Raw genomic sequence first — 11,608 nt, forward strand, 5'->3', positions numbered from 1 at the left:
TCAAATATCATACTTCACCGGAATTAATCAGATTATAATCAACCGCATAAATCCTTCTTGTTTCTTCCAATTTGATCAAATATTGTTTCTTTAGTCCATCAGTAAACACACTATCGGAATACATAGCAAATGACACTTGTGAGGCTAATGATAAAGCTGCCAGTAATTTAAAGCTGGCAGGTACTTGTTGCCAAATAGTTGGATCATTCTCTAATAAATTATCAACAATGTTTTTGCTGTAATAAAACAGTGAGGTAAGTTTACCACCCTTGAAGTAAATCTTACCTGTCTCTGTATAAAATTGTAGGTTAGATGGCACTATTACAGCACATTTAATACAATCATTAATATTCGGTATTTCGGTAAAGTTTTGTCTATTACCTTCGATATTATCAACTCTCCGTAATGCAAATGACCATTTAACCATTAGTACAGTATCTTCAATAGCAGGATTAACAAACTCCTCACTTAATTCCTCGGCTTTTGATATTCTGCCACCACCAATGCTACTAATACCACAATTTGACCCAAGTACTACTACTGCCTTTTTGATAATCTCATATTTCACAATAATTACACTATTGAATCAATTTTGTAGTTACCCATCTTCATTCTCACTCTCAACAATACCACCATCACCATCATCCTCAACAACATTATCACCAACACCACCAACACCGGCAGCAGCATCAACAGTAGCAGCTCTTCTCATGACCAGTACTTGCGTAGCTAAATTATTGTTGGCAATTACTGCTAAATCATTATCAGTAATATCCTCACTATTATCACTATTCCGGCATTGATTGCCAAACATCTGCCATGGCATTGTTATGCTATGTAAGCCTTTCCGGTGATTCTCATTAGCTATTGCTTTCCACAATTCACCATGATGGCTGGTGCAGTCATAGTCCTCTAAACATTTAATGACCACTACTGCTTGTTCATTATCACGGCTAGCTCCAAATGCTTCACTGTAATATAATACCTTGGCATAGTGGTATTGTACCAGCTCTTCAATACCCTTCTTGTTAGAACCACTAACCGTATTAAATCTTATGGCTCCTTCATTAAAGGCATAGCAATCTCTAACAGCATATCTAGATTGATTAGCATCCCCAGTATTATCAAATATACCACCCAGCATCTCGCTAGTAATAAAAGTAAATCCTAAGAAACTATTAACTTCACCACTTACTAAGGCTCTAACGTTATTATAGTCATAATTGGTAATTTGTGGATCACGTAGTAAGTCTGAAATTTGATTGCTTGAGCACAATAAGTATAATTTATCATACATACCAAAAAAGCGTTTTTTTAAGATATGATGAGCTTTTATTAGTTTGTCAACAGTCAGTCCTGCTCTCTTTTGCTGGATGCCCCCTCTATTGACGGCAACTGCAGCTTGAGCATTTAAGCCTAAATTAACATCAGTAACCCTAATTCCTACTGGTACCACATTATTAGCTACGTCAAAGTTAACAACATTGTTGCCTGTCCTTCCTGCTCGAACTGGACTTGCAAAAGCACTAATAATTACTCTATCTTGTTGTCTACCCATTGCCCAACCTGCCATTTTAGGAAAATGTGAAGTAGGGTCAGTTAATAGGTTCAACTTATCGTTCCTATCCATGGTAGCGTTCCAATGATAGGCAGAAGCCGTCAAAAACCTTCTTGAAATAGTTGGAATTTTAAATTCTATTTGTTCTAATCTACCAGGGTCTCCACCATCAGTATAATGTCCATGTAAATGATCATCAGGATCAATTGCCCGTCGATTTCTACTCTCCACCTCATGGGTAGTCATTGACTCAAAGCTAATTACCTCAGTATCCTGCGTACCATTTGTAACGCATTTTCTTAGTTTACAACCTTCTTGTTGAATAACTAGGCTGATATTTTTGGCAAATTGTTCTTTAAGACCATCTGTTATTTGTTCCATTTCTTTTCTCCTCAAATAATCTATCAATATTTAAAGTGTGATATCATTTATACTCAAATCAACAAAAACTTAAGCTGGTCGTTGTCCTCTATGCAGCCAACAACCTTTCGGGTATATATGTTATTAGTGGCTCTTTTATGATAGGTTATTGCGAAGTTGCAGCCTTAAATGAGTTGTCACCTACTTCATGACTTTAATGATTGCTTGGTTACGTTATTTTTTATTGTGTCTTATCATAAGCGATCTTGTATAATTGTTGCATACGTTTAACAGCTTGTTCATGTCCCGTATGCTCTTTACTCCTTAATTTTACCACAAACTCGGGGTCAGAATCAAGTTTATCTATCTCTGACAATGCCGCCTCTCGGCTGTTAATGCCAGGTAGCTCTTTGCCAATTACTAACGAGTCAGATTTTAAAGTTTCACCGACTCGTACTAATAAATCAACTAAAGCTGGTGCGTAATGTGAGTCTTCAATTAATCCAGCCAGCTCTTTAGTACCAAACTTAGATAAGGCTGCCTGCATCACTGTCATTTTACTGTCAAAACCTTCACCATAATTGCGTTTCAGCAAATCAATGTGAGAGTTACGTGTTTGCTCGATAGCATTTTGTTGCTGTTTTTGTAAATCCTGCGAAAAACCATACAGAGAATTAAGCAGCTTCTCACCTTGCCTTTTAGATAATCCGCTTTGGTAAAACATATCTTCATAACGAGTTAAATACTCCTCATCTTCCTTGGAGCGTTTATCAGTATATTTCTTATCTTCAGGCAATCCCAAACGGCAATAGAATTTATGCCACTCATCATCAGAGCTGTCATCTTTTGGCACAGCAACTCGCTGATTTAAGCTTTTTTCTGCTTCCAAATAGCTCTGAGCTAAAGATGAGACATCCTTGAATTTACCCAGTGACTCAGCTTTACGTATTTCCTCAGGCATGTTAGCTAGCCAATCACTACCAGAGGAAGTAGGGCTAGTTTCATAGTTATTGGCAATTAATTCTTTACTCATCTGCTTATTCTTCTTTCAACGTTTCCATTTCTTCTTTTAACTTCTCTATTTCTTCAAGGATTAGCCCGGTAAATTCAATGATTTCATCTATTGGCTTTTTTTTATCCAACATTTTTTTTGCCATGGCTATAGCTTTTTCTTCAATACCTTCAGCTTTGCCTCTAGCTTCAGCATCTTCAATTTGTTGCTGTTCTACCGCTAAATTATCAAAATAGGCTTTTGTTCTTTGCTCATAGGTGTTAAGCTCTGCTTCTGACCAGCTAGCTTGGTCTACAGCCCCAAAGGCTCTCCTAATAATTTCATCTTTACCTATTAAATTCTCTATTTCTGTTAAGGTTAATTTACTATCTCCTGCATGCTTGAAAAAATACATCCACTTCTCTTCAATACTCTTTAGCTCATCAATAGTTTTTTTAAATTTCTCAAGCTCTAAAAAAACAAAGTAAAAATCTTTTAAATCATGGGCATAGCTCTCTGTATCTAAAAGACGATGTTCTGATTTCCAATGTTTTTTATCGCTAAACATCACAAAATCCGCTATCGCTAAAAATATTACTCCTTTTAATTTGGCGTATACTGCCAGTTTCTTGTGTTTCTCATCTTCCTCAAGTATTTGCTGAGAATATGCTTTAGCTGCATAATATTGGGCTCTCTTCTCAAATCCTGGATGCTTACTTACCTGCATCTCTACTATGAATTGATTACCGTGTTGATCTTTACATAACACATCAACTATGGACTTTCTGTAAATAGCAATATCAGGGTCTTGGATAGTTGGTAAAAATGTCACCTCAATTATTTGCTCATTTCCTTTACACTTGAGAACATCATTTAAAAAATGAACAAGTATATCTTTATTCTTTTCAGTACCAAAAATTTGGCGAAAACAAAAATCATTTTTAGGGTCAAGAAACTTTGATAAAAACATATAATATAACCTCTTAATTGTTACTAAATATCGCCATTATTTATCTGATTCATTAGTACCATCGATATTATCAATTCCATCATCTTCTGAAACTTGTGAGCATATGTATAGGAATAAAGCTCGATGCCCTTCAAGAAAGGCTGTGTAATCACTTTCTTGCCGAACGAAATTGCTACGATATATGCCACTCATTTGTGCTAAATCCTCTAATACTATTTTACCATCTTCTCCACTAAAAAGCTTGTAATAAATTGATTTTAACTGCTCTTTTGTTAATAAAGGTAATGAGGATGAGGAGTTAATTGATAGTTTCATTCTTTCTTACCCTTATATCTGTTGTTGTTGCTGTTGCATTTGCATCATCTTACGTTGTTGTCTGATTTGTAATACTTCTTGCTCGTTCTTCAGGATTGAGCTTGGGGCTCCTCGCAGCTCAAAAAATAGTTTAAAACATTCATCCCAGTTGATATTATCATAAATCTCAGGAAAAAAGTTACTGATTCCACTTCGTTGAAAAAAACCTAATACTTGCTCAACGCTGGATATTGCTGATGTTTTCTGTGCCCTGGATAGTGGTGAAACATATTCAATCTCTATCTCAGGAGGGCTATTTGCTCCCTCTAAAATCGGTACTCTACGTCAATTCGGGATAAGGATATTGTGAACATGTAGATTAAAATCAAATTTTGTTGAAGGTTTATTTTTCTTTAATGAGTAAGCAACAAGAGTAGATAATATATGGACAAAGGCATTTATTGGTGATCTATGTCTAGTATGTTCAAGGTTCATTTTATTTTTTAGATAATCAAAAACTGTTTCAATTAAGTTACGCTTTCGAAGTAAGATTTTTTCTTTCAAATCCATTAATTTATTTTCCATATTCTTCTTAATTCCATGAATCATTTTTAAGCCTCTTTCATATAAATTTAAGAACAAATTTTGCTTAATATAACCTTTATCAGCTGCTATAATTCCAGTTAATCTTTTTGTTAACTCCGGTACTGGAACCCTATCATCTACATTGCCTTTGGTCACTTTTAATGCCATAAACTCCCCTTTATTATTGATTATTACATGTAATTTAAAACCATAAAAATACCCCATAGAGGATTTACTATGTTTGGCTAATCCTTTAAAAACTTTATTGCTATAACGCCTTTTATTGTGACAAGCTTTAATCGTTGTAGAGTCAATAAAATAAATACCTGTTTCCTCACCAAACAACAAATGAATCAACATATTTAGCGGTATGAATAATCGTGCCATTAATTCAACAAATCTATTATAACTCAAGGCTTTGGGAAAATCATCCTTATGCATGCACTCTATATAACTTTTATAGAAAAATTTAAAATTCTTAGCATAGGATGTATGAAACATAATTATTATTGTTAACATTTCACTTAGACTCATGCTACAACAGCGATTTCTTTGCTTATTTGATGGTAATAACTTTCTCTGTTCATACTCCAAATAAATTTTACAAAAATCATCTATAAAACTATATAATTCTGTGATATCTTTTTTCATGCCTGTAGTTTGTTTTTTTGTTTAAAAATATAAATACTGCAGGCACTCCTTTTTGACAATCCTTTTATCTATTACTATTTCATCTATATCTTATCCCGAACTGACGTATTAAGCAAAATTTGTTCTTAAATTTATATGAAAGAGGCTTAAAAATGATTCATGGAATTAAGAAGAATATGGAAAATAAATTAATGGATTTGAAAGAAAAAATCTTACTTCGAAAGCGTAACTCAATGATAGGTAAGCCACTAGTTTGACTAGTGAGACCATCAAGGCTTGGCCTTTAGATTTAGTATAAAATAAAAAGTTATCATATATAACTTCTTTGGCTTGACGGTCAAAGGAGAAAATATATGACAACATACGAAAGTTTAAATCATTCTAAATGGGATTGCAAATATCATATTGTGTTTATTCCAAAGTGTCGTAAAAAAGAATTGTACGGGAAGGTTAGAAAATATCTTGGGAACGTATTCCATGAGTTAGCTTTTCAACGTGGGAGCAAGATCATAGAGGGGCATATGGTACAAGATCATGTGCATATGCTCATCAAGATTCCTCCTAAATATTCTGTAGCTGAAGTAATAGGCTATATCAAGGGGAAAAGTGCTATAGCCGTTGCTAGGCAGTTTGGTGGACGAAAACGTAATTTTAATGGAGAAAAGTTGTGGGCTAGAGGTTATGCGGTCTCAACTGTAGGATTTGAAGAGAATCAGATCAAACACTACATTAAGAATCAAGAGCAACTTGATAGTTTAGGCTCTGACGAATCAGGAGAATTTTAATTAACAATGGCAGCCCTTTGGGCTGCTCATAACCGTCAAGCCCCTCGCTTTGCGAGGGCGTTCTGACTAACCAGCTGAAGCTGGTAGGTTGAAGTTGCGACTAGAAGTCACGGATTTACTCTAAAGAGATATTCATTACATTATTAGGCTGATGTGCATCTGAATGATTGTTAATGTAGTTATTGATTATATCATCAGTGACATTACCACTGGTTGAGCTAAAGAAGCCCCTAGCCCAAAAGTGGCGTCCCCAGTAAGTTTTTCTAATTTCAGGAAATTCTTGCTGAATTTTATATGATGAACGTCCTTTAGCTGCTTTAACAAACTGACTAATGGATATATGAGGTGGAATTTCAGCCATAATATGGACATGATCGGCAGATAATATTCCATTGATGATTTTGATACCAAGATATTCTGCTACCTGAGCAATAATTTCTCTAATTCTAATCCTGAGGTTACCTGTGAGTACTTTGTATCGATACTTAGTAATCCAAACGATATGGAAGCGGTGGTAAAATACGGTGTGGCTAGACTTACTATAATCAGTCATATATATTATTCTCTATTCAGAGAATAATATATATGATAACATTAGTAAATTGAAATATTTTAGAACAAGGACTGAAGTCTTTTCCGGCTGAAGCCGGAGGTTTTAACCAAATTTTGGGACAATAAAATGAACCTTGAACATACTAGACATAGATCACCAATAAATGCCTTTGTCCATATATTATCTACTCTTGTTGCTTACTCATTAAAGAAAAATAAACCTTCAACAAAATTTGATTTTAATCTACATGTTCACAATATCCTTATCCCGAATTGACGTTACTCTGTTATATTTGATTAGCGTTTGATATATTGCCATGATTAACGGATTTAACAACTCACTCTCAATTCTACCAACCATTGGAGACATTAAACGGTATTGTTCCTCCGTCCTAATTTGCACCTCAGTGGCAGTCATTTCTTTATTGTCCCAAAATTTGGTTAAAACCTCCGGCTTCAGCCGGAAAAGACTTCAGTCCTTGTTCTAAAATATTTCAATTTACTAATGTTATCATATATATTATTCTCTGAATAGAGAATAATATATATGACTGATTATAGTAAGTCTAGCCACACCGTATTTTACCACCGCTTCCATATCGTTTGGATTACTAAGTATCGATACAAAGTACTCACAGGTAACCTCAGGATTAGAATTAGAGAAATTATTGCTCAGGTAGCAGAATATCTTGGTATCAAAATCATCAATGGAATATTATCTGCCGATCATGTCCATATTATGGCTGAAATTCCACCTCATATATCCATTAGTCAGTTTGTTAAAGCAGCTAAAGGACGTTCATCATATAAAATTCAGCAAGAATTTCCTGAAATTAGAAAAACTTACTGGGGACGCCACTTTTGGGCTAGGGGCTTCTTTAGCTCAACCAGTGGTAATGTCACTGATGATATAATCAATAACTACATTAACAATCATTCAGATGCACATCAGCCTAATAATACCAATTGCAATAATTAACGCAGTGGTGTAAAATGGGTTTTTAACTGATAAAGGTACTCAAATGGCTAGGTTAATATTACCACAAGGTTTTCATGGTCATGATTTTATAAAAATGATGAAACATGAGCCGCATGGTCGAAATCGTATACGTTTATTGGCGATGTATCACCTTCAATTAGGCAAATCTTTAAAAGCCATATCTGAAATAGTGAAGTCACACTGGAAAACTGTGCAATCATGGCTCAGAAGATTTAGGAATCATGGTTTTGAAGGATTATTTGAATCACAAAGAAGCGGCGCCCCTAGGAAGATTAACACTATACAAGAGTCTGCTCTTTTTGATAAAATCAATACGCTCAGTGAAAGTAAAACTGGTGGGTATATAACTGGAAAGGAGCTACATATCATGTTACTTGAGGAATATGGTGCTAAATGCGCTTTAAAAACAGTCTACAATACTATGCACCGCCTTGGTTTTAGCTGGATTACTTCTCGTTCAATGCATCCAAAGTCAAATCAAGAGACTCAAAATACATATAAAAAAACTTCCCAGACATGTTAACAAAATTATTACCAAAAAATATCGATAGATGTAAAGTTGATATATGGTCTCAGGATGAAACTCGAGTTGGGCAACAAGGTAGCTTAACTCGTATATGGGCTAAGCGTGGCACTAGACCCCGTAAAGTTCGGCAACAGCAATTCATTTCAACATATATTTATGGAGCTGCTTGCCATGATACAGGAGAAGCTTTTGCATTAATTTTACCATATGCAAACACACAGGCAATGAATAAATTCTTAGAAGAGCTTTCTCGCAGTATTCAAGGCAACCGACATATAGCTTTACTAACGGATAATGCAGGTTGGCACACAGCCAAAAAACTAACTGTGCCAAGCAATATCACTTTGATACCGCTTCCGCCCTATGCACCGGAACTTAATGCAATGGAACAAGTTTGGGAATGGATCAAAAATCATTTCTTGTCTAACCAATGTTATGGTGTATATGAAGATATCGTCACTATGGCTTGTTACGCTTGGAATCAATTTGCTCATAATGTAGATTTAGTAAAATCAATTATGTATAGAGACTGGATAAACACACCGTGTTAATTATTGCAATTGGTATAATGTAATGAATATCTCTTTAGAGTAAATCCGTGACTTCTAGTCGCAACTTCAACCTACCAGCTTCAGCTGGTTAGTTATTGAGTTTCCTTTTGCATCCTGAATATATCGATATAGAATGCTTTGTATATGGCATCGCGACATTGATTTTGTTCAATTTCAGTAGGTAGGATATTTTCCATACCAGTTAGCGGTATTATTTTATCTGCCATACCATTACGGTAGAAATTAACACTGCCTGGCGTAGTATATAGTGGTAAGTAATACCCATCTTTTGGCACTAATAATGGTGGGTCTAGCTGTTTCTGGGCTACTTTTAGGGTAATTTGCCTTAAACTATTGAGCAATTTAATATCAGGCAGCACATGATGAGCCGGAGCATAGCCATATACTTCACCTTCTTCTTTTACCCATCGCGTCACAAAAAATGGGAAATAAGAATAGCCTGATTGATTGATAATTTTTTGTTCAGCTAGGTAGATATATTCTGAGCTATAATCAAGTATTAATGAGCTAGCTGTTGCCATTGGTTTTCTACCTTTATTCTTCTGATTTTGAGCTTGCGGGCTAACTATGTGTAATATTTCTACTATTTCATCAGGATTTTTGGCTAATCTTTCATTGAAAGGAGCAAAGTCTGACCATTTAGCTAACGCAGATTTTATCGGCATACTAAATAGTCGATACATTGTATTAACAAAACCAAACTTATCCTCTTCACAATAACATTCTTGTAAATTAATGTTACGGAAGAATAGAGTTTGTTCTAATTCTGGGTCTTCTTCAACATAGAATATCGCGGTACCAAAGGCAGCGAGATTTAGAAAAAACTGATGAATCTGATTATAAAAATTAGAAGCCGGATTGTTGAATATATCCATTAAAGATTTTTCTAACATTTGGGCTAGCATGCTGCGTTCAGCTGTTGTTAAATATTCCTGCTGCTCTTTATTTTCAGCAGCTATAGTAAGGTTAAACCAATTTATTGCTGGATTTACCAGCAAGCTTTGTAAACCTGATGCTAATTGCTCTCTTGACCAAATAGAAGTTGAATCAAATATTACCTTATTACTCTCAGTTTGTGGGCAAACATATTTCTTTAGCTCATCCCATACTTGCTGCCATTTCTCCCGCTTGCTCTTGAGATTGTCAAAATATTCAATTTTTTTGTTTAAATCACTATCAGCCATAAGCTGTCACCATATTCCTTGTTACGTTTGAGTTTATAGTTGAGTTTGGGTTTAAATATGGCGTACCAAGTTTCTTTGACACTTTCTTGAGCTTCTTGATAAAGTCATTATCATACAACACCTGATAGTTATATTTCTTACCGCTAGCTGCCGTCATGCTAGGCAAACCAAGGGTTAACCCTTCAATATCCTTAAGCGATACTATCTTGCCAAGAGATTCAGATAATTGCGGTAAATCTTTTAATTGTGGTACTGACCGCATGTTAAAATGCTCCACTGCTTGTTTTAAACCACCAAGCTCAGCTATCGGCGTTTTTGCTAATCCTGATCGACCATATCTTGCCATTTGCTCTAAATTGCCCGACATACCATCATATTGATGGTTATTAGCAAGATCAACTTGTTCAATCCTCCCTCTAAGGTTATGCATAATATTTGATGTATTCATATAATGACCAATACCAACTAATGGAGATAAACATTTTAGTCCAAAACCTAGCTGTCCAAGTATTGAAGTTCCTCCTGCTACAGTTGCTGCTCCTGCTCCTCCTAATGCTCCCAGTCCCATTCCAGCTCCAAAGGTTAAGGCACCAAGACCTGCCCCCTGTACCAAGCCTGTAATGTTGGCTGATTTCTGAAGTTTCTCAGCCCGCCACTTTACATCGTGAGCATAACTATCTAACTGACTTTGTGCAGATGAACCATAATCCCTTAATTTATTTTGTAAACCCTCAATATGCTTTTGGCGTTCAGTATAATCAGCAGTTATTTTATCTTCTATGCTTTGCTGTTGTTTATATTGTTCAATGATGCTGGTTAATTGATGTCTTGCCTGATCAAAATTACTAGTATCTTGCAATAGACGATCTTGACTTGCTTGATAGTTACCTAACTGATTCTCAAGATCAGCTTTTTCCATACTAAGATTTTTATGTTCCCTAGTAATGTCATTCATAGATTGACGAATTCTGCCTTCCATTTCTTGACGTTGCTTTTTTAACGATTCAACGTCTTGCTGATGTTTGGCAATTGTACTGCCTGCTTCTTCTTCAGTTAAGCCTCGTAAACTTTCTTTTTGCTTGGCTACTTGCTCATAGAGATTTTGAAAGACACCTGGTAATTGTTCCACCTCGCTCATTCTTGCTTCAAGGGCTGGAGCTTTCTGTTGCAATGCTGCAAAAGATTGTTTAAGTTGTTCAGATGAGGAAGCTAGCCTAGCTCTTTGTGCTTCTATGTTCTTTAAACCACTATCATATTGGCTAGTATAGTGATTTAATTGGTTCTGCATCTCATAGTTTCTAACGTTAGCTTGATATTTCTGCTCCTCTAGAGAACGTAAACCATGCACTGACTGTTGTAATTCATGAGATAGCTTATTGATAGTATTTTGTGCCTCACGAGCATAATTATTATAACGATTCTGCGATTCCTCATAGTTATGCGTATGCCTTTTTTTATCAGCACCAGTAAGATACTTGCCGCCAGGAACATACTTAGAAATACCTTTAGAAACCTCCCGGCTAAAAAAACCTCCAACTAAACCTGCAACTGCTAAGGCTGGTAACCAGAACATTATATTA

15 protein-coding genes and 2 pseudogenes are annotated in these 11,608 nt (G+C 35.5%); 6 read left to right on the top strand and 11 right to left on the bottom strand.

What is annotated here, in order from left to right; translation table 11 throughout:
• Positions 1-7 precede the first annotated feature (7 nt).
• The 7 genes from NBW66_RS10820 to NBW66_RS10845 all read right to left on the bottom strand — a co-directional run bounded on the left by NBW66_RS10820 (position 8) and on the right by NBW66_RS10845 (position 5,409).
• Positions 8-568 carry a hypothetical protein gene (locus NBW66_RS10820; RefSeq protein ID WP_250310981.1) on the bottom strand — a complete coding sequence of 187 codons (561 nt, stop codon included), beginning with the start codon at positions 566-568 and terminating at the stop codon, positions 8-10.
• A 30-nt stretch (positions 569-598) separates the two neighbouring features.
• On the bottom strand, positions 599-1,939 hold the full coding sequence (locus NBW66_RS10825; protein WP_250310982.1) for a phage capsid protein: 1,341 nt from the start codon (positions 1,937-1,939) through the stop codon (positions 599-601).
• A gap of 220 nt (positions 1,940-2,159) precedes the next feature.
• Positions 2,160-2,951, bottom strand: a complete 792-nt coding sequence (locus NBW66_RS10830; RefSeq protein ID WP_250310983.1) for a hypothetical protein — start codon at positions 2,949-2,951, stop codon at positions 2,160-2,162.
• Between the two features lie 4 nt (positions 2,952-2,955).
• A complete protein-coding gene (locus NBW66_RS10835) occupies positions 2,956-3,879 on the bottom strand; it encodes an Rpn family recombination-promoting nuclease/putative transposase (protein WP_250310984.1) in 924 nt (307 codons plus the stop codon).
• A gap of 36 nt (positions 3,880-3,915) precedes the next feature.
• Positions 3,916-4,194, bottom strand: a complete 279-nt coding sequence (locus tag NBW66_RS10840; RefSeq protein ID WP_250310985.1) for a Bbp19 family protein — start codon at positions 4,192-4,194, stop codon at positions 3,916-3,918.
• Between the two features lie 12 nt (positions 4,195-4,206).
• Positions 4,207-4,506, bottom strand: coding sequence for a portal protein (locus NBW66_RS15095; protein ID WP_410525835.1), 300 nt, complete (start codon positions 4,504-4,506; stop codon positions 4,207-4,209).
• Positions 4,507-4,518: 12 nt separating this feature from the next.
• Entirely contained in the window at positions 4,519-5,409 is an 891-nt protein-coding gene (locus NBW66_RS10845) for an IS982 family transposase (RefSeq protein ID WP_250310582.1), read from the bottom strand.
• 107 nt (positions 5,410-5,516) lie between these two features.
• Here NBW66_RS10845 and NBW66_RS10850 point away from each other — a divergent pair.
• Positions 5,517-5,639 (top strand): annotated as a pseudogene (locus tag NBW66_RS10850) (transposase); the annotation flags it as partial.
• A gap of 123 nt (positions 5,640-5,762) precedes the next feature.
• Entirely contained in the window at positions 5,763-6,194 is a 432-nt protein-coding gene (tnpA, locus tag NBW66_RS10855; protein ID WP_250310729.1) for an IS200/IS605 family transposase, read from the top strand.
• Positions 6,195-6,309: 115 nt separating this feature from the next.
• Here tnpA (NBW66_RS10855) and tnpA (NBW66_RS10860) read toward each other — a convergent pair whose 3' ends face one another.
• Positions 6,310-6,747: an IS200/IS605 family transposase gene (tnpA, locus tag NBW66_RS10860; RefSeq protein ID WP_250310592.1), complete on the bottom strand. Its 438-nt coding sequence runs from the start codon at positions 6,745-6,747 to the stop codon at positions 6,310-6,312.
• Positions 6,748-6,864: 117 nt separating this feature from the next.
• Here tnpA (NBW66_RS10860) and NBW66_RS10865 point away from each other — a divergent pair.
• A pseudogene (locus NBW66_RS10865) lies at positions 6,865-7,023 on the top strand (IS982 family transposase); the annotation flags it as partial.
• Here the strand turns inward: NBW66_RS10865 and NBW66_RS15100 are convergent.
• Positions 6,991-7,164, bottom strand: coding sequence for a portal protein (locus NBW66_RS15100; RefSeq protein ID WP_410525797.1), 174 nt, complete (start codon positions 7,162-7,164; stop codon positions 6,991-6,993). The pseudogene NBW66_RS10865 and the gene NBW66_RS15100 overlap by 33 nt on opposite strands.
• 129 nt (positions 7,165-7,293) lie before the next feature.
• On the opposite strand from NBW66_RS15100, the gene tnpA (NBW66_RS10870) reads away from it, so the two are divergent.
• From tnpA (NBW66_RS10870) to NBW66_RS10880, 3 genes are read left to right on the top strand one after another with little or no spacing between them, the layout of a single operon-like run.
• The gene (tnpA, locus tag NBW66_RS10870; protein WP_250310987.1) at positions 7,294-7,725 is read left to right on the top strand and encodes an IS200/IS605 family transposase; all 432 of its coding nucleotides are present in this window, start codon (positions 7,294-7,296) and stop codon (positions 7,723-7,725) included.
• A gap of 43 nt (positions 7,726-7,768) precedes the next feature.
• Positions 7,769-8,269: a helix-turn-helix domain-containing protein gene (locus NBW66_RS10875; RefSeq protein WP_250310542.1), complete on the top strand. Its 501-nt coding sequence runs from the start codon at positions 7,769-7,771 to the stop codon at positions 8,267-8,269.
• Positions 8,263-8,823: an IS630 family transposase gene (locus NBW66_RS10880; RefSeq protein WP_250310543.1), complete on the top strand. Its 561-nt coding sequence runs from the start codon at positions 8,263-8,265 to the stop codon at positions 8,821-8,823. The genes NBW66_RS10875 and NBW66_RS10880 overlap by 7 nt, the downstream gene beginning before the upstream one ends.
• 92 nt (positions 8,824-8,915) lie before the next feature.
• Here the strand turns inward: NBW66_RS10880 and NBW66_RS10885 are convergent, their stop codons facing one another.
• Complete coding sequence (locus NBW66_RS10885) at positions 8,916-10,028, bottom strand: portal protein (RefSeq protein ID WP_250310988.1); 1,113 nt, start codon at positions 10,026-10,028, stop codon at positions 8,916-8,918.
• A complete protein-coding gene (locus tag NBW66_RS10890; RefSeq protein WP_250310989.1) occupies positions 10,021-11,601 on the bottom strand; it encodes a coiled-coil domain-containing protein in 1,581 nt (526 codons plus the stop codon). Before NBW66_RS10890 ends, NBW66_RS10885 begins: the two co-directional genes overlap by 8 nt.
• Positions 11,602-11,608: the final 7 nt, after the last annotated feature.

It is taken from the genome of Rickettsia endosymbiont of Oedothorax gibbosus (genome assembly GCF_936269705.1).
Lineage (GTDB): Bacteria > Pseudomonadota > Alphaproteobacteria > Rickettsiales > Rickettsiaceae > Tisiphia.